The 21,847-nt window shown below is 44.7% G+C and carries 17 protein-coding genes; 6 read left to right on the forward strand and 11 right to left on the reverse strand.

What is annotated here, in order from left to right:
• Positions 1-218 precede the first annotated feature (218 nt).
• On the reverse strand, positions 219-3,728 hold the full coding sequence (locus H580_RS0100940; protein ID WP_028593132.1) for an FG-GAP-like repeat-containing protein: 3,510 nt from the start codon (positions 3,726-3,728) through the stop codon (positions 219-221).
• Positions 3,729-4,192: 464 nt separating this feature from the next.
• Between H580_RS0100940 and H580_RS0100945 the strand changes: the two genes are divergently transcribed.
• The 5 genes from H580_RS0100945 to H580_RS0100965 all read left to right on the forward strand — a co-directional run bounded on the left by H580_RS0100945 (position 4,193) and on the right by H580_RS0100965 (position 9,903).
• Positions 4,193-5,893 carry a peptide ABC transporter substrate-binding protein gene (locus H580_RS0100945; protein WP_028593133.1) on the forward strand — a complete coding sequence of 567 codons (1,701 nt, stop codon included), beginning with the start codon at positions 4,193-4,195 and terminating at the stop codon, positions 5,891-5,893.
• 123 nt (positions 5,894-6,016) lie between these two features.
• Positions 6,017-6,955 (forward strand): ABC transporter permease, encoded by a 939-nt coding sequence (locus tag H580_RS0100950; protein WP_028593134.1) that lies wholly within the window; start codon positions 6,017-6,019, stop codon positions 6,953-6,955.
• Positions 6,952-7,902, forward strand: coding sequence for an ABC transporter permease (locus tag H580_RS0100955; protein WP_028593135.1), 951 nt, complete (start codon positions 6,952-6,954; stop codon positions 7,900-7,902). Before H580_RS0100950 ends, H580_RS0100955 begins: the two co-directional genes overlap by 4 nt.
• A gap of 16 nt (positions 7,903-7,918) precedes the next feature.
• Positions 7,919-8,944 (forward strand): ABC transporter ATP-binding protein, encoded by a 1,026-nt coding sequence (locus H580_RS0100960; protein ID WP_051217127.1) that lies wholly within the window; start codon positions 7,919-7,921, stop codon positions 8,942-8,944.
• Positions 8,941-9,903: an ABC transporter ATP-binding protein gene (locus H580_RS0100965; RefSeq protein ID WP_028593137.1), complete on the forward strand. Its 963-nt coding sequence runs from the start codon at positions 8,941-8,943 to the stop codon at positions 9,901-9,903. Before H580_RS0100960 ends, H580_RS0100965 begins: the two co-directional genes overlap by 4 nt.
• An 802-nt stretch (positions 9,904-10,705) precedes the next feature.
• Here the strand turns inward: H580_RS0100965 and H580_RS0100970 are convergent.
• The 3 genes from H580_RS0100970 to H580_RS0100980 all read right to left on the reverse strand — a co-directional run bounded on the left by H580_RS0100970 (position 10,706) and on the right by H580_RS0100980 (position 14,177).
• Entirely contained in the window at positions 10,706-11,374 is a 669-nt protein-coding gene (locus tag H580_RS0100970) for a DUF559 domain-containing protein (protein WP_028593138.1), read from the reverse strand.
• A 310-nt stretch (positions 11,375-11,684) separates the two neighbouring features.
• On the reverse strand, positions 11,685-13,232 hold the full coding sequence (gene pruA, locus H580_RS0100975) for an L-glutamate gamma-semialdehyde dehydrogenase (RefSeq protein ID WP_028593139.1): 1,548 nt from the start codon (positions 13,230-13,232) through the stop codon (positions 11,685-11,687).
• A gap of 24 nt (positions 13,233-13,256) precedes the next feature.
• Positions 13,257-14,177, reverse strand: a complete 921-nt coding sequence (locus H580_RS0100980; protein ID WP_028593140.1) for a proline dehydrogenase family protein — start codon at positions 14,175-14,177, stop codon at positions 13,257-13,259.
• Between the two features lie 215 nt (positions 14,178-14,392).
• Here H580_RS0100980 and H580_RS0100985 point away from each other — a divergent pair, with 215 nt between their 5' ends.
• A complete protein-coding gene (locus H580_RS0100985; protein ID WP_051217128.1) occupies positions 14,393-15,745 on the forward strand; it encodes a sigma-54-dependent Fis family transcriptional regulator in 1,353 nt (450 codons plus the stop codon).
• Between the two features lie 230 nt (positions 15,746-15,975).
• Here H580_RS0100985 and H580_RS22875 read toward each other — a convergent pair whose 3' ends face one another.
• The 7 genes from H580_RS22875 to H580_RS22880 form a co-directional block, all read right to left on the reverse strand.
• Positions 15,976-17,067: a cation diffusion facilitator family transporter gene (locus H580_RS22875; protein WP_051217129.1), complete on the reverse strand. Its 1,092-nt coding sequence runs from the start codon at positions 17,065-17,067 to the stop codon at positions 15,976-15,978.
• 323 nt (positions 17,068-17,390) lie between these two features.
• A complete protein-coding gene (locus tag H580_RS0100995) occupies positions 17,391-17,651 on the reverse strand; it encodes a hypothetical protein (RefSeq protein WP_157282619.1) in 261 nt (86 codons plus the stop codon).
• Positions 17,652-17,730: 79 nt separating this feature from the next.
• Positions 17,731-18,246 (reverse strand): DUF2179 domain-containing protein, encoded by a 516-nt coding sequence (locus H580_RS0101000; RefSeq protein ID WP_028593143.1) that lies wholly within the window; start codon positions 18,244-18,246, stop codon positions 17,731-17,733.
• Between the two features lie 194 nt (positions 18,247-18,440).
• Positions 18,441-19,307 (reverse strand): adenosylcobinamide-GDP ribazoletransferase, encoded by an 867-nt coding sequence (gene cobS, locus H580_RS0101005; RefSeq protein WP_028593144.1) that lies wholly within the window; start codon positions 19,305-19,307, stop codon positions 18,441-18,443.
• Positions 19,304-19,870 carry a bifunctional adenosylcobinamide kinase/adenosylcobinamide-phosphate guanylyltransferase gene (gene cobU, locus H580_RS0101010; RefSeq protein ID WP_036604262.1) on the reverse strand — a complete coding sequence of 189 codons (567 nt, stop codon included), beginning with the start codon at positions 19,868-19,870 and terminating at the stop codon, positions 19,304-19,306. Before cobU ends, cobS begins: the two co-directional genes overlap by 4 nt.
• Entirely contained in the window at positions 19,867-20,919 is a 1,053-nt protein-coding gene (gene cobT / locus H580_RS0101015) for a nicotinate-nucleotide--dimethylbenzimidazole phosphoribosyltransferase (protein WP_425414096.1), read from the reverse strand. The genes cobU and cobT overlap by 4 nt, the downstream gene beginning before the upstream one ends.
• 61 nt (positions 20,920-20,980) lie before the next feature.
• On the reverse strand, positions 20,981-21,847 hold the full coding sequence (locus H580_RS22880) for an ABC transporter ATP-binding protein (protein ID WP_245583450.1): 867 nt from the start codon (positions 21,845-21,847) through the stop codon (positions 20,981-20,983).

The following is a 21,847-nucleotide window of genomic DNA, read 5'->3' on the forward strand; positions in this document are numbered from 1 at the left end:
TGTAGAATAATAGCTTCCGTCAGTATAGTAGCATATAAAAAAGCCCAAATTAGGATAATGGCAAAACTAGTGAAAATGTTACACCTAACCTCTTTTTCTCTATCTTTTCGCATCTGTATCAGTGTGTCGTACGACTAATTTTCACGTAGGAAAGGCACCCTGCTCCATACTGCTACTAGGAACAAGATGCCTTGATAATAGGCAATTATTTTATTGCATCAGTGTATTGTATTTATGACCTTATGATTGCTTGTCTGAGTCAAAGGAATGAGGTACGGGATCTGTGTGGTAGCCGTCAACGATGTGGTACTTACTATTCCCTTCGTATCTCTTGCCCGCAGCAGGAACGTGTACGTTCTCTCTGGTATTAACCCGCTATTCCAAGTATAGGAATACTTATCTCCCGATACGATCACCTTATCTAAAGCTGCATTTGTCTCCACAATCTCATATGTCGAAATGCCGTCCACATCCAGCGCTGCTGGCCACGAGAGCGTCAATGTTTGATAGGTGGCTTCCGTTACACTCAGCTCTGCACCCTTACTCCAGCTTGGCGCTATTTCATCAACTTCATCGTCGCCTTCGATCGTAATCGCTACTTCCTGATGCTCACCTAATTGAGTACCGCGACTAGGCGCTTCAAGCATAACCTTAAATGTTCGTGCCGCATTTGCCTCTTTATCGATAATCGGAATGCTTATCGTCTTCTCCGTCTCACCGTCTGCATATACAAGTGTGCCAGAAGACGCTACATAATCAACGCCAGCAGTTGCCGTACCATTATGCGTACCATAGACGACACTCGTCACCCCTGAACGATGACCTACTCGCTTCACTTTCACTTTTACATGACCATCATCTTCTTCTACCGTGGCAGTCGGGTGCTGGAATTGCAGCTGCCCATAAGCCTGCTCATTGATATAAGTGATATGCTGTCCCTGATACTCAGGATTGTAAATTGATATATCTGTCTTTCCATCACCTGAAAAATCACCAAATACGATGGTACTGGAGTATTTCAACTCTTTATTAAGCAGTTCCTCAACGGCTTTGAATGATCCTTTCCTATCATTGAAACTAATCATAGGTTTCGAATACCTCGGCAGCAGTACAATGTCGACATATCCATCTCTATTCATATCTAGCAATTCATACGGATCAAACCATCTAAGGATAGGAGAGTTCTCGATTCGTTTTGCTACGAAACCTTGTTCACCTCCATAATAGACGACAAATCCCTGCTCAGAATGAGAGACAATATCATCATATCCGTCAGCATTCATGTCGTTTGAACGCCCCGTTTTATAGCCTGACAATTGGGTTACGTATTCAAAATGACCATCCTCATTTCCCTTATACACGCTAATCTTATCCGAAACAATCGCTACATCTAGAACTCCATCTTTGTCCCAATCTCCACTGATAATGTTTTCAATGGAGTAGCTTGCATAAGGTAACCGGCTTAGCTCGGTAAAAGTATAGTTTTCTCCTCCCTTTAATAGAATGAGCTCATTCTTATGGGTCGCATATAAAATATCTGCGATATTATCTTGTGTGAAGTCCGCAATATGGTATGCATGGTATGCACTTAAAGACGGAAGGAAAATATCCACTAAGAATCCAAATTTCTCAGTCTTGTCAAATCCATTAACACATAGATATTGCCCCCTATAGGAACTGTTAACTATCTCCTCTTTACCATCTCCATTCATGTCTATACTTTTGCCCGCCCGCGAGCCACAAAACTTGATTTCCGATTTGATTCGATACCCGTCAGCAAAGTTCCTAACCAACATTTCTTGAGCAGGACTCACAATAATAAGATCATCAATCCCGTTTCCATCCACGTCTGCAGAACCGACTTCTCCAAGATCGAACGATTTATCCTGCATAAACGTAGAGAAAGCTGGAGCTTTAGCTGGATCATATCCCTCTGTTGGAACGGTTACTGACGCAGACAAGGGCAGACTAGCCACTCCTTTTTTCGTCTTTGCTGTAACCTCAAGTTCGTATTTCTTTCCCGGAACTAACTTGGTTAGCCATGAATGATTGTACACATCTGCCGTAACACTGACTGGCTCCAAAGCCTGCTTTGCTTCTTTTATGTCATAAGAAACGATACGATCTCTTTCATTCGTCGAAGCCTTCGGCCATTCAACAGTCAGGCCCGACAAGCTGACATCTGCAATGGTAAGAGAGGCGTGCGCTGGCCATTTCGGTGCGCCTACATGTGGAATTTCATTACCGTCATCATCAGCAATAAAAATATCCACCTTTGAAACTTGTCCTATTCCAGCTCCACGAGTCGCGTTGCTAAGCTGCACCGAGAAACTACGCTTTTTATTACTGCGCTCATCGTTATCGATTATCGGAATGGTCAGCCACTGTTCTGTCACACCGTGAGGAAACTGGATAATACCATGAGAACGCTTGTAATCCACACTAGCCTTTGCCGTTCCATCAACCGTCGTATATTCCGCATACGCAAGGTTGTCGTTTCCATCCGTACGTGTTACTTTTACTCTTACAGCACCGCTATTCTCAATGACTGGCAGCTGCGGAGCTGCGAATTGAATGTAGCCATTAGCTGCCATATTCAAGTAAAAGGTTACTTTATTTCTATACGAATCGTAGTAATATATATCTCTCTTTCCATCACCATTCAAATCTGTAAATTTCGAGTTCGGTGTATATGTAAAATTTTCACGCTCAGAAAAAGATTGTCCGCGATTACTCCACATTAATTGAGTGGGTTTAATTGCAGAGATATCATTCCAGTCAATAACAAGATCTGGATACCCATCCCTATTCATGTCTTCAGCAATTACACTTGAAAGTCCATGTATCCTAGTATTCAAAAAATTCCTGAATGTACCGCTCGCATCGCCATAGAAAATAGCAATACTTCCTCCCGTTTGATTTTGCGCATAATCCAATTCACCTACTATATCGTCGTATCCATCTGCGTTCATATCCGCTACTTCAAATGGAAATGAGTCTTCATCCGATTTAGGTAAAAAAGTTACATAACTAAAGGTCATATCCCCATTATTTTTATATACAAATGTGTTCGTCCATCCTGCCTGTAAAGCGAAATCTAGCTGTTTGTCATTGTCCCAATCACCACTTTTAAGTGTATTTACAATTTTATTGTCGGTAGAAATACTTCCTACATTCGAATAAGATAACCCTCCACTTCCTTGCATAATATGCAAAGCCTTCGGAGCAGCTAATATCAAGTCACCGAAACCATCATTATTAAAGTCCCCTGCCAAATACTGCGTTACCTCTCCAATGGGAATTTGCTGTTTGAATTCGTATTTCGCCTTCGTATTAACCCCATAGATTTGAACCGTCTTGGAGTTAAATACTAACAATTCAGCCTGTTTATCACCTGTTAGCTCAACAATTTCAGCCTTGTGAGGGAGTAGACTTTCGTAAATGGGAACACACTCTTTTACAAATGTGCCATCTAACTTTGTCTTATACAGTACAAGCCTGCATTTGTCCGTAACGATAACGAAATCCCCGCCACCCTGATTGTCCAAATTCCCTGCACTCAAATATCGCACGGATTCTGTCGGCACAAATTCTCCCGCTTTACTAAATAAATCGCTGGGTTCTTGTGAAGCTTGTGCCTGCACAGCAGAAAATGGAGCAATCAAGCTTACAACCATAACAATCGTTAGCAAAGCACAAAAAATACGACGAAAATGATACCTTCTCATGTTTAATTCCCCTTTATTTTGTTTTTTGTTACTTTTTTCTTGCCTATTACATGCGAGTCGAACAGAGAAGTTACGAACTTACCATCCGTCTGTGAATGCTTGTTGTCGAGGAAAAACTCAAATTTTGCGTGCAAAAGTCGTTAGAGGTGGGCTTGAACAGCTGTATCGTAGCATATTCATGTGTACTTCTTGTGTTTTTTCATTTGCTATAGGTAAAGTGTTGTGAATCTCGCTGTAAACAACCCTATTTAAAAAATGTCGATTTCATATACGAACAACTCCATTTTGTTGTCACATACCCTCGATCTATACTTCATTTCATATAATGAATAAATTTCAAACATGTAGATGAATGTTTGTACATATGATAGGGACTAACCAAGCGTCAATTTGGATTACAGATACTGCTAACAACAGTTTGAACCTTGGTTCACTATTTATATGGATGAAGGGGATGAATAAAAATGAAGAGACGACCAATGCTCGTACTACTCGTACTCATGCTCTCGCTGAGCACTATTTTGAGTGCCTGCACAAGCTCTACTGCTCCAGAGGCTAACAAGCCTACAGAAACGCAGAAACCGAATAATGAATCAAAAAATGATCCATCCAAAGAAACGACCGCCAAACAAGAATTCCGGTTCAACCTAGCTACTGAACCTCCTTCGTTAGACCCAAGCCTGGCTCAAGATGTCACATCAATGACGATTCTAAACGCCACATTTGAAGGACTAACCAGCACAGATGCAAACAGCAAGGTTATACCTGGCGTAGCAGAGAAATGGGACATTTCACCTGATGGAAAAAAATATACGTTCACACTTAGGCAAAATGCTAAATGGTCCAATGGCGATCCTGTTACCGCACATGACTTTGAATTTGCATGGAAGAGAGTACTAAATCCCAACCTCCCACAAACTTCACCATATAATTACCAACTCTACTATATTAAAAATGGAGAAGCTTACTTTACGAAGAAAATAAAAGATTCGAATCAAATCGGAGTGAAAGCAACCGGAGACTACACGCTTGAAGTTGAGCTTGAAAATCCAGCACCTTACTTCTTGGATTTAACAGCATTCGCAACTTACTACCCTGTACACAAATCTGCTAAGGATAACCCTGCATGGGCGAATGAGGCGAACACAATCATTTCAAATGGACCATTTAAAATTTCATCTTGGGCTCATTCCTCTCAAATTGAACTCGTTCCGAACGAGCACTATCATAAGCGTGATGAAATTAAACTGACTAAAGTTACTGCAGTCATGCTTGAGGATACGAATGCGGTCTTGAATATGTATGAGACAAATGCGCTCGATTATATCGGGCCACCATTCAATGGCGGTATTCCAAGTGAGCAGATTCCGATTTTGAAGCAAACGAAAAAAGATGAGCTCGTCATCAAGCCGCAAGCCTCAACCTACTACTACCTGTTCAACAACAAAGTAAAGCCATTCGATAATAAAAAGGTTCGCAAAGCTTTGTCGATGGCACTCAATCGTCAACTGCTAACCGAGAAAATTACACTTGGAGATCAGAAGCCAGCCTTCGCAATGGTTCCTCCAGGTATTAATATTGCGAACGAAGAGTTCCGCAGCCAAGTGGATGGAAACTACTTCAAGGAAGATATAGCAGAAGCTCAGAAGCTGCTTGCAGAAGGTCTCAAAGAATCTGGTCTTGATAAAATGCCTGCATTTACGATGAAATATAACACCAATGATCTTCATAAGAAAGTCGCTCAGGCGGTAGCTGATATGTGGAAACAAAACTTAAATATCGACGTGAAGCTGCAAAACGTAGAATGGACCGTATTCCTCGATCAGCGCACAGCACTTGACTATGAGGTTGCTCGCGCTGGATGGAATCCAGACTATAATGATCCAATGACATTCCTCGACCTGTATACGACCGGAAGCGGCAATAACGATCTTGGCTTTAACAATAAAAAGTATGACGACCTCATCAAAGCTGCCATGAAAGAAGTGGATCTAGCAAAACGTCAAGACTTGCTCGCAAGTGCTGAAAAAGTGCTCATCGAAGAAGAAATGGCTTTATTGCCGATATACTACTACACCTCCATTACACTCATTAAGCCTAACTTCAAAAACATATATGTGGATCCGCTCGCCAACTTCCGCTTCGATCGCGGCTACGTTGAGTAACTAGCTTCATTGATACAATGACAAGTCGGGATACAGGTATGAAACAACTTGTATCCCGACTTCCCACAAGAACAAAGCGCCGTACCACGATCTATCTGCCATCTGGAGGAGTGATCTCATGTGATGTTTCGATATATTTTGAACAAATTCGTATTTTTTGTCCTGGCGATGTTTGTTCTCGCTTCCATTACATTTATCCTAATGAAAGCTATTCCTGGCGATCCTTTTGTATCGGAGAAAGCCGTTCCTCCTGATGTAAAAGCTCGCCTATTAGCCCAATACGGGTTGGATAAGCCTTTGTATGTCCAGTATGTCACCTACTTAGGAAACCTGTTGACAGGTGACTTAGGCATTTCCATGAAGCTTGCAAATCGCGCCGTCGTAGACTTTATTCGCGATTCATTTCCACTGTCGCTCAAGTTAGGCATTACAGCCATTTTCACCTCCGTCATTATTGGCGTTACCTTAGGAATGACGGCTGCATTTCGCCACCGCAAACTGATGGATTCAACCGCTATGGTCATTGCCGTGCTTGGGGTATCCGTTCCTAGCTTCGTTATGGCTGCCATATTACAATGGCTCTTTGCCGTTCGTATCCCCATGTTCAATGTCGTTGGGCTGGTGCAAGCAAAAGATTACGTACTGCCAACAATGGCGTTGTCCGCAATGCCTATCGCTTATATTGCGAGACTGACACGATCGAACATGCTTGAAGTGCTCCATTCTGACTATATAAAGACAGCACGCGCGAAGGGACTTAACAGTTGGCAGATCATGCGCCGCCACGTACTGCGCAACGGCATATTACCTGTCGTCACCTTTCTAGGTCCGCTCACCGCTAACGTTATAACCGGCTCGTTCATCATTGAACAAATATTCGGAATCGCTGGCTTAGGCAAAATTTACGTTCAAAGCATTGGCAATCGCGACTATTCGCTCATTATGGGCATCACCATATTTTACGGCCTTATTTTAATGACCGCTCGATTCTTTACAGATGTCGCCTATGGATTCATTGATCCCCGAATTAAGCTTGGCAAGCGAAAGGAGGGTTCCGCATGACCCCTCAGCATCAAACTGCTAGTTCAGCAGATCTTATCGTTACAGCCGATCATTTTCAAAAGGCAGTTGTTGATCAACATGAAGCTGAAGTAATTGAAAGAGCAAGTGTATCCACTTGGAAAGATGTATGGTACCGTTTAAGCCGAAATTGGACAGCCATGACTGGATTATGTATTTTAACTGTACTTATTTTACTTGCAATTATTGGACCCTGGCTAACCCCTTATGACTTTTCAAAAAATGACCTGATGTCCACCAGTCTCGCACCATCTGAAAAGCACTGGTTTGGAACCGATGATCTCGGACGAGATATGTTCGCACGCACTTGGATGGGAGCACGTATTTCACTCATAGTCGGCTTCGCAGCAGCCTTCATTAACTTGATTATTGGCGTCCTCTATGGCGGGATCATGGGTTATGTCGGTGGACGAATCGGCGATATCATGAACAAAATATCAGAAATCATCTATTCGATACCGGATCTATTAGTGGCAATCCTACTTGTAGTTGTATTTGAGCCTAGCCTATTTACGATTATATTTGCATTCTGTCTTACAGGCTGGATCAATATGTCCTGGATTGTTCGAGGTCAAATCATTCAGCTTAAAAATCAAGAATATGTACTTGCTTCACGCTCGTTGGGTGCATCAGGCATGCGCATTTTATTCCGTCACCTGCTGCCTAACACCCTTGGTCCCATTATTGTAATGCTCACCATGGCAGTTCCGGCTGCAATCTTCGGCGAAGCTGTCCTCAGTTTCCTCGGCTTGGGCGTTCAGTTGCCCGCTGCCTCTTGGGGAACGATGATCAACGATGGCACGAAGGTCATGCTGCTCTACCCATGGCGCATGCTGTTCCCTGCGATCATGATCAGCTTGACGATGCTTGCCTTCAATATGTTCGGTGACGGCTTGCGTGATGCACTTGATCCTAAACTGAAAAAATGATGGAGGTGAGCCCTATATGCAGCAAACTTCACCGCTACTAGAAAAGTTCAAGGAACCTCTTCTAGAGGTACAAGATTTGCAAGTCTCCTTCAAAGTAAGGGATGGAGAAGTACAGGCAGTGCGGGGTGTATCGTTTCAGGTTCAAGCTGGGGAAGCCGTCGCCATCGTAGGTGAATCAGGATGTGGAAAGAGCGTAACAGCGCAGAGCATTATGAGGCTGCTTCCTTCCCCACCGTCTTTCGTCAAACAAGGCAAGCTGATGTTTAAAGGTCGTGACTTGCTAGAATTGAAAGAAAAAGAAATGCAAGCGATTCGCGGCAAGGAAATAGGCATGATCTTTCAAGACCCGATGACATCGCTCAATCCGACAATGACGGTAGGCAAACAGATTGCAGAAGTACTCCGCCGTCATCAGAAAGTTGGATTGCGCCAAGCCAAGCAGCAGGCAATCGAGATGCTTCAACTTGTGGGCATCCCAAATGCGGCTTCCCGATATGCACAGTACCCACATGAATTCTCAGGCGGGATGCGACAGCGGGCGATGATTGCGATTGCACTTGCCTGCCAGCCTTCGTTGCTCATTGCGGACGAGCCAACGACTGCGCTCGATGTTACTATCCAAGCTCAAATTCTATGTGTTATGAAAGATTTGCAGCAGAAGTTCAATACTTCCATTATCCTTATTACCCATGATCTCGGTATTGTCGCCGACTTATGCGATCGGGTCATCGTGATGTACGCGGGAAAGATCGTTGAGACAGGTACGAAGTGGGAAATATTTAAGAATCCTCAGCACCCGTATACGAAAGGATTGCTGCGCTCCCTGCCACGACTCGATCAGTCGAAGGATGAGCCACTGGTCGCCATTCATGGCACGCCGCCTGATTTGCTAAAGCCACCTGCTGGTTGTGGTTTCTTTGCTCGCTGTGAGCATGCTATGCATATTTGCAAAGAAGCTGATCCGCATCCGACAATGCTTAGTGAGTCGCATGTATCCCGATGCTGGAAGCTGCACCCATTAGCGAAGGAGGTTGTCGGATGACGGACATCTCACCTTTGCTGCAAGTCAGCGGACTGAAAAAATATTTTTACGTGAAGCGAAAAGGAGTGTTACGAGCCGTTAATGATGTGACATTTTCCATTTGGAAAGGAGAAACATTAGGCTTAGTTGGCGAATCGGGCTGTGGAAAATCTACGGTTGGTCGCACACTGCTGCGGCTGTACGAGCCCACTGCTGGAAGCGTTACTTTCAATGGCACTAACATATATAATCTGAATCATAAAAAGCTGAAAGCTGCTCGGCGCCAGATGCAGATGATTTTTCAAGATCCCTACGCTTCCCTTAACCCGCGAATGACCATTTCAGAAATTATTGGTGAAGCGTTGGATATTCATCAATTGGCAAGCAGTAAGGCGCAGCGCAAGTACCGTATTGAGCAGCTGCTGGATCAGGTCGGATTATGTCCTGAACACGCTTGCCGCTATCCGCATGAGTTTTCAGGTGGCCAGCGGCAGCGTATTGGCATTGCACGTGCGCTAGCCGTCGATCCGCAATTTATCGTGTGCGACGAGCCTATTTCCGCGCTGGATGTATCCATTCAGGCACAGGTCGTCAATCTATTGAAAGATTTGCAAGAACGACTCGGCCTTACTTACTTATTTATTGCGCATGATCTATCGATGGTAAAGCATATTAGTGACCGCGTGGCCGTCATGTATTTAGGAAAAATAGTGGAGCTTGCCGACAGCAATTGTTTATATTCTGAGCCGCTTCATCCGTATACAAAAGCACTCATGTCCGCCATTCCTGTGCCTGATCCCGATGTAGAGGCTGCGAAAGAACGCATCGTGTTGAAAGGCGAGATTCCAAGCCCGCTCGCCCCACCTTCAGGCTGCCATTTCCGCACCCGCTGCCCGGTCGCCACGGAGCGCTGTTCAAGCGAAGAACCTGAATATCGTGAAGTACTTCCGCGGCACTATGTAGCATGCCATCAGGTATAACGATGAGATGTAGTTATGAGATGTAGTTATCAGGTCCAGCTATTAGCTATACCTAGTAGCTATTAGGTTTAACTTTCAGATTTAGATATGAGATGTAGTTATCAGCTATGCTATAGGCCGTAGCTGTTACATGCAGGATACCGATTCAACCCTTAAATTTAGTTGCCAGATCTGCTATTAGTTGTAGCTGTCAAAGACCTGGTCGTCAGTTCTGCTATTAGTTGTAGCTATCAGAGATTTAGTTGTCAGTTCTGCTGTCAATTGTAGCTATCAGAGATCTAGTTATCAGTTCTGCTCTCAGTTGTAAGCAGCCGTTCTGTCCGTCATTTGTATTGCAGGTATAGGTGAAAGGCTTGTGAAACTAGCCCATACAGGGCACTCACAAGCCTTTTGCTGCAGGCATGCGGCCAGATAAGAGGCAGCTGAGAGCTACTTGAGCACTTAATATCACAAATTGAGTGTTTGTCGAAAAACACGCCAATCAAGTAACGGCATAAACCACAGACCACTTTTGCACCTCGAACACTCGGAAATGGACAAAAGTGCAGGTATTTTTTCTGAAATCTCCCTTTTTTCATACCAAATGCGCAAAAATGCATCTATTTTTCCCTTAAACCTAGTAAATTAGGTTTTGAGTTCAATTTAACTGCACTTTTGTCCATTTTGGCCCTAAAATATGCGTTTTCCCTTTATATAACTGCATTTTTGTCCGCAGCAGTCTATTTCTACTGCCCACTTTCTATTGCCTGCTGTCCACTCTCGAAATCTCATATCCTCGCGATACCATTTCAAACCAAACCATTTACAACAGTTTCAATGCCTGCTGCTGTATTTCATACCTAGCAATCCGCTTCCCACCAGGCTCTACTATTGCGCAGAACAGGCCTTTTGCCTGTAACGATTGCAGCAACCGCACCGCAGTACGATGACTGACTTCTAGGTGATTTGCTACATCCACAGGTTTGAGCGGACGGGCTATTCTGCAAGCGAGTCGGATCACCTCAAGCTCTACTGCTTGCTTTAGCAGAATGGGCTCTACCCCTGAGAGATAGCGACTTAACACCATACGCAGCAGCGTTTTGCAAAGCTCAGGTCGATGAGCAATATCGTCATAGGAAAATGAAATAACTTGATAGCCCATAGCCACTAAAAAGGTTTCTCGATTCAACTCGTAGCTATATTTTTGTCGATCCATATCACGTACATGCGGGCCAAATCCCTTAATTTCTATAATCAATTTCACGGCCGGCGACAACCATGCAAAATCACAAAAATAAGATTGGCCTCTCCAATCTACCACTTCGTATTCAGGATGCAAATGATCAAACTTCTCTTGCAAGGGCCACCATACTTGTTGACAAAACAATTTTTCTGCATGCTGATGACCACGTTCTAGCCTCCCTCTCCTCTCGCCAGTTCTTCGCTTGATATGCTGCTGAATAAATTCGTGATGCGCTTCCTCGAAGTTCATTTTCATCCCCCTTTCCCATATAACGATCTATGAAATGCAGTATGTAGCAGGTAACAAAAAAACGTCCCGCTGCATTCTACTAGAGAATACAATCGGGACGTTCTTCGTCTATTTGCTATTATAGCAGAAGATATTGTAACTTCACTCCATAAAATGCAATCCTCAGTTTGAATTTTACTCTGAGCATCTTATGTGCATCACCGTTCATCATTCATCATTGAACGGTGTTCATGCAGCTTACACTTCAACACTGCATTGCTTCAATGCTTCGCCCTGTATTGGGATAGCATTTATCTGAATCTGAAACTAATTAATATTTCTCAGACACCAGCTTCGCCTGCGTGAACAACAGCAAGTAGTCTCTGCCACCAGCTTTTGAATCTGTGCCCGACATGTTGAAGCCCCCGAACGGATGAACACCTACCAACGCTCCTGTACATTTACGGTTGAAGTACAAATTGCCGCAATGCATCCGCGCGCGTGCATATTCCAAATGCTCACGGTTTCCACTGAACACAGCACCAGTCAAACCGTATTCCGTATCGTTAAATATGGAAATTGCTTCTTCAAAGCTATCCGCTTTGCACAATGCAAGTACAGGACCAAAGATCTCTTCTTGCATAATACGTGCACGTGGAGCCACATCAGCAAATACGGTAGGCTGAATATAATATCCGTTACCCTCTGCGATAGAGCCACCTGCGACTAAACGACTTTCTTCCTTGCCAATCTCGATATATTGAAGGATTTTTTTATATGCATTTTGATCAATAACAGGGCCAATCGCAACATTTTCCACAGCTGTCCCTACTGCTAATGCTTTCGTTTTTTCGATGACGAGTTCAACAACAGCATCGTACACATCGGCATGGATAATCGCACGCGAGCCTGCAGAACATTTTTGACCTTGGAAGCCAAATGCAGATTGTACAATGGCAGTAGCCGCTTCTTCAACCGGTGCACTATTATCGACGACAATACCATCTTTGCCGCCCATTTCAGCGATTAGTCGTTTAATCCAAATTTGGCCAGGCTGAGTACGGGAGATACGTTCGTTAATTCGCAAGCCTACATCGCGCGATCCTGTGAAGGATACGAAGCGAGTACGCGGATGATCAACAATCAGATCACCAATTTCTGCACCAGAACCAGGAATAAAGTTAATAACACCAGCAGGAAGCCCAACTTCCTCCATCAGCTCAACAAACTTCGCTGCAATTACAGGCGAAGTAGATGCTGGCTTCAGCACAACCGTATTGCCAGCAACAACAGCAGCAGCGGTCATACCAGCCATGATTGCCAATGGGAAGTTCCACGGAGGAATAACGACGCCTACACCTAGTGGGATATACGTTAAGCGGTTATCTTCGCCTTCCAGTACCGTCAAAGGCTGCGGTCCACTTAAGCGGATCATTTCTCTGCCATAGAACTCTAGGAAATCGATCGCTTCTGCAACGTCTGCATCCGCTTCTCCCCAATTCTTCCCGACTTCATAGACGAGCCAAGCGGAGTATTCAAACTTCCGCCTGCGCATAACAGCCGCTGCCTTGAAAAGATAGCCTGCTCGCACTTCTGGATCAACATACTGCCAAGATTGGAACGCAGCATCTGCAATAGCGATCGCACGCTGTGCCAGCTCTGCATTCGCTTGAGAAAGATGCCCGATCACCTCATCTTTATTGCCCGGATTGATCGAAACCGCCTGCTTCTCCGTTACGATTTTCTCTCCATTTATAATCAGTGGATACGAGCGTCCAAGTTCACTTGCCACTTGCTTCAATGCCTGCTCCATCGCTTGTCGGTTAGCCTCTACTGTAAATGCTGTGAACGGTTCGTTGCGAAATGCTGCTATTGTCATCGATAAATTCCTCCTATGAATCCATTATGATTTGAATAAGGACTTCAGTACGAATAACACATTAGCGGGACGTTCAGCCAAGCGGCGCATAAAGTAGCCATACCAGTCATCCCCATATGGCACATATACACGCATTGTATAGCCTTCATCAGCTAATTGCTGCTGCGCTTGCACCCGAATGCCATACAACATCTGAAACTCGAATTGACTCTTCGGAATGCCCTTTTCCTTCACGAACTGCTTCACATGCTCAATGATGGCTTCATCATGTGTGGCAATGGCTGCATAATTACCGTCAAGCAAATGCTGTTCAATGATTCGCTGAAAGTTTCGATCCACATCTTCTTTGCGTGGGAAAGCAACCTCATGCGATTCCTTATACGCACCTTTCACAAGACGCAAGTTCGGACGGTACACCGCAAGTGCAGAAATATCATCTGCACTCTTATAGAGATAGGCTTGAATAACAAGACCAATCGTCTCTCCGTATTCCTTCCGTAACTGTTCAAATATTTCGATGCTTACACGGTTACGCGCGTAATCTTCCATATCAATACGCACAAAGTTGTTGTACTGCTTCGCTACATCCAAGATCATGCGCATATGCTTCATGCACAGCTCTACAGATATATCAAGGCCTAGCTGCGTCATTTTCAAAGACAAATGAGAGTTCGCGCCACTACTTGCAATCTCATGCAGTGTACGGATGCAATAATCAGTTGCTTCGCGCGCTTCCTCTGCTGTCGTGATGAATTCTCCAAGATGATCGAGTGTTGCGACGATACCCTTCGCATTCAACTCTCGAATGGCTGTAACCGCTTCCGAAATTTGCACGCCAGCGACGAATCGCTTTGCTCCAAAGCGGAGCCCATACTTTTTGGCTGTACGGTTTGCAGCTCTATTTTTAGATAAAAACAAAAAGGTGTTCCGCAATAGACTTTCCATCGACTAAAACGCCTCCTAGCCCATTCAATAGTGTTTAATTTTTGAACACTTTTTCAGCTATTGATTAATTATAATCACAAGTGGTTTATTTTGTAAATACATATACAGGAAGTAATTCATTTCACAATCTATTGAAAGTGGAAAGACCATTGCAAACCAATACTACGTTTGACATAATATGGACAACAGCTTTTGTGGGAGAGGACATATGTGATATGAAGCTAGAAATAAATCAACAGGAACCTGTCCAATCATGGACAGTGTTAGAACAGCACGCGTTGCTTAATGGACTGCTCGACACAGTAAATGATGCAGTCACTGTCGTGGATAAGGATGGAATTGTCCTTTACTGGAACCACCAAGCAGAGATCATGTACGGCATTTCTCGTGTAACGATTGTTGGAAAGCGAATCGCAGAATTTTTCCAGCGGGAATCGATTATGCTGTTTCAAGTAATGGAGAGCGGAACGCCGATTCGTCAGCTTTATCATGAACCACGCCCAGGCGTACACGTCATGATCAATACGAGCCCCATATTCGACGCTAAGGGTCAACTACTCGGCGCAATCGCAATCGAGAGCAATATGACCTCTTACGTCAAATTAAGTGCGGAGATGTACCGAAAGTCAGACGCCGAGAAATTTGTATCCGTAGTTGCGCCATTTAAGCCTGAACAGTTGCATCGAGCAAGGCTCGTCGTGGAGCGTAAACGTCCTCTTCTACTTACAGGTGAAGTCGGATCAGGAAGACGCAGCTGTGCAGAGTGGATATATGATCAATTAGAGCTGGAAGGTCTTTTCGTCACCATGAGCTGTGCGAACATCCCAGAGGGCATGCTTGAAGCCGAGTTGTTCGGCTATCAAGGCGAAAGTGATAGCGAGCGGCCTGGGAAGCTAGATCAAGCGGAGAACGGCATTCTGTTCCTAAAAGATGTCGATCAGCTCCCCCTACCCGTACAGGAGAAGCTGCACGATATGCTGACCAGCGGCAGCTATAGCCGCATGAAAGGCAGTGCGCAGCTCACTTGCCGCTGCCGCATCATCGCAACGTATACGGGTGCAGCGCAGCGTGAGGAAGATGCCGAGCTGCCGGTAACTTGGCTGTCCGCGTTGTACTACACGTTCGTGCAGCACCATGTGCCTGCTGTGCGCGAACGTGTAGAAGAGCTGCCGCAGCTGTGCAATTTGTACATTGCGGAAGCCGCGGATAAGTACGGCTTCCCGCAGCCTGTGCTCCAGCACGACGCCATGGCACAAGTTGCGGCCTACGATTGGCCGAACAACTTGCCGCAGCTGCGCAGTGCGATGGAGCATGCCGCGCTCGCTGCCCATGATGCGGGCGCGAGTGCTATTTCAGCGAAGGAGCTGCCGGACTACGCACGGCTGACGACGCTCGCTGAGCTGACCGAGGATGAGCTGCCATTGAGCGCTCATTCCGAGGAGATGGAGCGCAGCCGCATTGGCGATGCGCTGAAGCGCGCGCAGGGCAACAAGGCACGCGCTGCCCGGATGCTGGGCATATCGCGCGGCGCTTTGTATTACAAGCTCCGCCAATATGAGCTTGAATAAGGGAGACGGTTCCCTCAAGTTCAAGCGTAGCAAGATCATCAGAGCTGCTAGCCTGCCAACTTTATTCATAAGGCAAACATGCATAAACATAAAAATAGCGGTACAGGGAGAAGAATGCTAACCCTGTACCGCTATTTTTCACGCTATATGTTTTTGTTTGCTCATGAAATACAAAGTCTTCATTTAATCGGGAGCATATTTTATGATTATAGCTTTGAACGCTAGTCGTGTTAGTGTTTATGTCCTTGACCACTATGATCGTGGCCGTGATCATGCTCGTAGTCGTGTTTATGGCTATGTTCATGGTCGTGTTCATGGTCATGTTTATGGTCATGTACATGTCCACTATCACCTTCATGATTATGATCATGCTGCTCTGCCGCCTGCGGCCCAACCTCACATATTAGATCCCCATGTTGGATCGAAGAGTCTTCTACTTGCACGGTAGCATGATCGATCTCATACTTTTTCTTGAGGAGCATCAGAGCCTCATTCAGAACAAAATAACTATCCGTCCCGTCTTTAACCTTCAAATGGCAACTCAATGCATCAAATCCTGACGTTACCGTCCAAATATGAAGATCATGAACATGAATAACACCTGAAATACTTGCCAGTGTACGGCTTACTTCCTCCGTGTCTAATCGAGAAGGAGCACCTTCCATCAATACATTAACCGAATCCCTCGTCACACGCCATGCACTTATAATAATTAGAATGGCTACGATAATACTAATAATCGGGTCTGCTACATACCATTCGAACTTCCACATAATGAATCCAGCTGCAATGGCTCCAATCGAACCGAGCATATCGCCTAGTACATGCAAATAGGCACTCCGCATATTCAAGTTATTTTTTATATCGCCTCTCATCAGTACATAAGCAGCAGCAATGTTAGCCAGTAGACCAGCAAATGCAATTCCCATCATCGACAAACTCGCTACTTCCTGCGGATTAACAAGTCGTTCATAAGCTTCCCACAGGATGACACCAGAAATAAGAACAAGTGTAATACCATTTATAAATGCAGCTAATATTTCAAATCTGTAAAATCCATAAGTCTTCTTCGGCGAAGGCTTCTTTGCAGCAAAGATCATGGCAATCAAGCTGAGCAGCAATGATGAAGCATCGCTAAGCATATGCCCTGCATCCGATAATAGCGCAAGGCTATTTGTAATAACGCCCCCCACCACTTCCACGATGAGGAAGACGAATATAATAATTAAGGACCAGAACAGCGCTTTCTTATTCGCGCCCCTTCCATGTGAATGCCCATGATCGTGTCCGTGAGCATGGCTATGTCCGTGATGCAAGCCCATAGTGAGTTCCCCTTTCGTTCCATAACATTTCCTTTTGTTACCCACATTATACCGTTTGTTATTATAATATTCAAGTAATTATTTGAATGAATATTTGAAAACTGATTTTTTTCCGAGAGTTAGCCGTTTCATAATCTTTAGTATTTACTCATTTCTCCTTAATCTTTAGTATTCAATCTTTCATTGTTAAACTTTAATCTCCTGCACCCTGTTACAGCAAAAAGACCGTCACTTATCGTAACGGTCAGCTTGTTGAGCAGCTCTCCCATTTTAAACTCATCTTCCTACGCGAACTTGCTAGGTCTCCAACTTCTCAATGCTTCTCAAAGAGATTGGCAATTTACAAGCATGACGTTGGACAGGGTAAATCGAATGTGTGACAAAAATATTCCTGCAAAAGTGCAGGTTTTAAGTTCGTTATTGCCACTAATAAGGTCAAATCCTGCATTTGTGCAGGCTTTTAGCCCAATATGGTGAGGATTCAGCGCATTTGAAGGCATAAAGATACACATTTGCATCTTTTCATCTATAATTGCAGCCTCAAGCCTCAAAAAGATGTACATTTGCAGGAATAACACTGGCATCCTCATCAATCCCAAATAACCTATTTCGCATCCGCCAAATCAATAAGCGAAGAGTATCTCCGCTTATCGAGTGTATCGCTTATCTTCGCGTGCTCTTCGTCCAAAAGCCACCGTATAACTGTGTCGGTTCATACGTTACAATAAACGCCTTCGGTTCAATTTCCAATATCGATTTGTACAGCTTCTTTTGATTTTTTCGCTTTGCCAGCACTTCATACATCATACGGTCCCCATCACGACCATGCCCGATCCAAGTCGTTACGCCATAACCGGAATCACGAAGTTTGTTCGCTAATTGGGTCTCTGGATCGTTCACGATGATGCGTAAAGTCACATAACCCAGTGCTATTTTTTCTTCTATCCATGTCCCAACAAGTACACCCAAACCGTAACCAACCGCATAGACGATTAAACTAATTGGCTGATCCAAATATTGCAGCACCATATTAAGACCCAATACATAAATCGTAATCTCAATACAACTTATGCCTGCTGCATAATATCGTTGGTTCTTCAATGTCAAAATCATCCGCAGTGTGAAGAACGTGACATATACAATTTGGATGACAAATATGGAAATAAGGATTTCAATCATAAATCTGTTCTCTCCTGTCAATGATCACTACTGTTCGCTACATTACCCCGTTTGTGTGCTTTCTAACCTTGTAAAATAAGGAAACGCAGAACAGCCGTAAATAACGAGGAGCTTAACGCTAGAGTCAATCAAAAATAACCTTCGTCTATTTAAGAATCTTCACTGTTTGAGTTTGATGTTTGATGTTTGTTTCATCAACCATTATATAAATAGACTGCCCATTTTACGCCGATTACAAGAAGCAGCAATCCGATCGAGACGGTCAACTCACCCATCGCACCGTATATATCACCAGATAGTCCGCCAATTCTGCGCTGAACCACACAAGCAATCCAATGCGTTACACCTAGTAGAACCAGAATGAGTATTAGTGACCCAACACCCACCCATATCCATAGATGCTGCATAGTAATGACCGCCAATATAGTAGTTGGTTCATACAGCCCCGCGTACGAAAGAGAAGCCGTGATAAATACACATACTCCAAATAAAACTAGCATAACGATTGCTGATACGAGCAAATGCGTACGTTTCGTCCCCATAAAATAGCGACCTAAGCCAGATTCTGCTTCGGTATGCGGATATACGACAATCGCCCATACCATGACATAGCGGCTCATAATAAATGGCAGCGCAACAAGCGGACTCCAACTACCCATTTCGAATAGTGCACCGATAAATGACCACTGCATAAGCAAAATCAGAACACAAGCAAGCACACCCATTGCACCTACTCGACTATCCTTCATGATTTCGATAACTTTGTCACGATCCCGGTTGCTTAACATGCCATCTGCTGTATCCATAAGACCATCCATATGCAATCCACCCGATAACACCACCGCAAAAAACACGAGCAGCGCGGCGGCTGGATATGCTGGTAATACGAACTGGAGAAGAGCTCCTGCCAGCCATATGCACAGTCCAATTGCGGCGCCTGCCAATGGAAACCAGATGGTGCTAAGCTTAAGCACTTCAGGCGTGAATGGTACTTGCTTGCGGATAGGGATCCGCGTCAGAAATTGCAGCGCTGCGATGGCGCTATAGAAATGAGCTTTCATAGCTGTACCATCCTGCTCTTCAATTCTATCGGTATCCCTGCTGTTACAAGATACACCTCGTCAGCCAACGATGCTATGCGCTGATTCAACCTGCCCGCATGATCCCGAAATGTTCGTCCAAGCTCGTAAGCTGGCACAACACCACTGCCTACTTCATTCGTAACGAGAATAACGGTCCCTTGTTTGCTAAATTGCCCTACGGCCTCTTCTAATTGAGTGATTCGATCTGCTAGCAATTGATCAGCATCTTTCCGCTGCTCAACGGCCAACAACTCATTCGATAACCAGACTGTGAGGCAATCAACTAGCACATAACAGGATGTTTCCTGCCGCAGCTGCTCTGGTAAGTCCAAGGAACATTCTTTACTGCTCCAAGCATAGCCGCTGTAGTCTCGATCCTGTTTATGCCTATTTATACGCTCTTTCATTTCCTGATCAAAAGGCTGTGCAGTAGCATAATAACAACTCCCTGCCGGAGCTAACTTCATCATATACTTCTCAGCGAACGTACTCTTCCCGCTGCGAGCACCGCCTGTTACGAGGATAAGGCGATGGCTGCTCATGCTTCTTTCCCCGATACACCAGCCTGAGCGAATGTAGCCATTTCACGCATAATCGAGCATGCAGAATCAATCAACGGAAAGGCAAGCACGGCTCCTGTTCCTTCACCTAGGCGCATATTCAAGTGCAGCACAGGCTGTAGTTCCATTTCACGGAGAACAGCTAGGTGCCCTCTTTCCTCTGACAAGTGAGAACTTATTAAATATGGACGGACTTCAGGAACAAGACGAACAGCTGCAAGCGCAGCAACACTTGAGATGAATCCATCAATAACTACTGGTACACGATGCTTTGCTGCACCAATAATAACACCGACCAAACCACCAATTTCAAGCCCGCCCACTTTGGCGAGCACATCCATAGCATCATTTGGGTCTGGCGCATTTACATGTAACGCTTGACTCACAACATCACATTTATGCTTCCACAACTCATCTCCAATACCTGTCCCTCTGCCGACTGTATCTTCAGGCTGCAAGCCTGTAAATGCACACAGCATAGCTGAGCTTGCAGTCGTATTGCCAATTCCCATTTCCCCAGTAGCGATCAATCGATAGCCTTCATCAATCAATTGCTCTGCAACATCGATGCCCACACAAATTGCTGCTTTTGCTTCTTCGTGGCTCATCGCTGCTCCCTTAGCCATATTCGCTGTACCGCGCTTCACTTTGCGAGACAGTAGCTTGGGATGTACCAAATCAGCATTTACACCAATATCAACACAGTACACATCCGCACCTGCCTGTCTTGCAAGCACATTAACTGCGGCGCCTCCATGGACAAAATTCATCACCATTTGTGGGGTTACTTCAGCAGGGAAAGCACTCACTCCCTCAGCACATACTCCATGGTCCCCCGCCATCACAATGACAGCACGCTTATCGATATTAGGAACCAGTTGCCCCGTGATTGCAGCAAGCTGCATCGATAAATGCTCTAACACCCCAAGACTTCCTTGCGGCTTCGTCAATTGATTCTGATGATCAAGTGCAGCTTGGCGCACTTCTTCATTTAATTTTGGAATAGCTGGAATCCAATTTGTTTGCATCATATTCATTTCACCTCATCAAATTCTTTCACACAATCCCATTGCTTTAACTGATAACTAGAAACTACTCTACTGACGTATATAACTCTTCTGGACAAAGAAGCACTTGCGGACGATTCACTTTCGGATGACTGACAATTTCAGCATGAACATGAAATACCTGCTCAAAGCATTCACTCGTAATCATCTCTGCCGCACTCCCTTGCCCATGTATGATTCCTTCATTTAGCACGGCGATTCGATCGCAATAGAGCGCAGCCAAATTTAGATCATGCAGAACAGAAACAACGGTTAGACCGCAATCTTTTTGCCAATCGCGAATAATGTCCATAAACTGCATTTGATAATGAATATCTAGATAAGTCGTCGGTTCATCCAGCAAAATAATACTAGGTGATTGTGCCATCAGCTTGGCTAGCGCGACACGTTGACGCTGCCCCCCACTCAATCGATCAATTCGACGATCTGCTAATTGTTCCAACTGCAGCCGTTCCATAATATGATCGATAAATGGTCCACTATCTTCGTTTTCGGTTCCCCACCACGATTGATATGGAAACCGCCCCATTTCGACAACTTCACGAACGCTATAGTGCAGTGGTGGAATCGTTTCTTGCTGCAACACTGCCATTAATCGAGATAGCTCCTTGCGCTTATACGCGCCTAACGGACGACCATATAATTGAACTTCACCAGATGTCGGCTGTTCAGCACGGGATAATATAGAAAGCAATGTTGACTTCCCGCTACCATTTGGTCCAATAATCCCTAACCATTCACCTTTGCGTATTTCCAGGGAAATATCCTGTAACACAGGCAGCTTACTATAACCATGCGTGATAGCCTGCGCGGATAAAATGACCTCTCCTTGAGGAACTGGTCGAGCATCGGCCAATTGAGCGAAGTGGTTCATGCTTATTTGCTCTCTCAT

This window comes from Paenibacillus assamensis DSM 18201, from assembly GCF_000422445.1.
GTDB classification, from domain to species: Bacteria; Bacillota; Bacilli; order Paenibacillales; family Paenibacillaceae; genus Paenibacillus_B; species Paenibacillus_B assamensis.

Bases quoted from the DNA above. Each gene is read 5' to 3' on its own strand.
- H580_RS0100985 (WP_051217128.1), top strand. From the start codon at position 14,393: ATGAAGCTAGAAATAAATCAACAGGAACCTGTCCAATCATGGACAGTG.
- pruA (WP_028593139.1), bottom strand. From the start codon at position 13,232: ATGACAATAGCAGCATTTCGCAACGAACCGTTCACAGCATTTACAGTA.
- H580_RS0100960 (WP_051217127.1), top strand. From the start codon at position 7,919: ATGCAGCAAACTTCACCGCTACTAGAAAAGTTCAAGGAACCTCTTCTA.
- H580_RS0100980 (WP_028593140.1), bottom strand. From the start codon at position 14,177: ATGGAAAGTCTATTGCGGAACACCTTTTTGTTTTTATCTAAAAATAGA.
- H580_RS22875 (WP_051217129.1), bottom strand. From the start codon at position 17,067: ATGGGCTTGCATCACGGACATAGCCATGCTCACGGACACGATCATGGG.
- cobS (WP_028593144.1), bottom strand. From the start codon at position 19,307: ATGAAAGCTCATTTCTATAGCGCCATCGCAGCGCTGCAATTTCTGACG.
- cobT (WP_425414096.1), bottom strand. From the start codon at position 20,919: ATGATGCAAACAAATTGGATTCCAGCTATTCCAAAATTAAATGAAGAA.
- H580_RS0100950 (WP_028593134.1), top strand. From the start codon at position 6,017: ATGTTTCGATATATTTTGAACAAATTCGTATTTTTTGTCCTGGCGATG.
- H580_RS0100970 (WP_028593138.1), bottom strand. From the start codon at position 11,374: ATGAACTTCGAGGAAGCGCATCACGAATTTATTCAGCAGCATATCAAG.
- H580_RS0100945 (WP_028593133.1), top strand. From the start codon at position 4,193: ATGAAGAGACGACCAATGCTCGTACTACTCGTACTCATGCTCTCGCTG.
- H580_RS0100955 (WP_028593135.1), top strand. From the start codon at position 6,952: ATGACCCCTCAGCATCAAACTGCTAGTTCAGCAGATCTTATCGTTACA.
- H580_RS0101000 (WP_028593143.1), bottom strand. From the start codon at position 18,246: ATGATTGAAATCCTTATTTCCATATTTGTCATCCAAATTGTATATGTC.
- H580_RS0100995 (WP_157282619.1), bottom strand. From the start codon at position 17,651: ATGCCAGTGTTATTCCTGCAAATGTACATCTTTTTGAGGCTTGAGGCT.
- cobU (WP_036604262.1), bottom strand. From the start codon at position 19,870: ATGAGCAGCCATCGCCTTATCCTCGTAACAGGCGGTGCTCGCAGCGGG.
- H580_RS0100940 (WP_028593132.1), bottom strand. From the start codon at position 3,728: ATGAGAAGGTATCATTTTCGTCGTATTTTTTGTGCTTTGCTAACGATT.
- H580_RS22880 (WP_245583450.1), bottom strand. From the start codon at position 21,847: ATGAGAGAGCAAATAAGCATGAACCACTTCGCTCAATTGGCCGATGCT.
- H580_RS0100965 (WP_028593137.1), top strand. From the start codon at position 8,941: ATGACGGACATCTCACCTTTGCTGCAAGTCAGCGGACTGAAAAAATAT.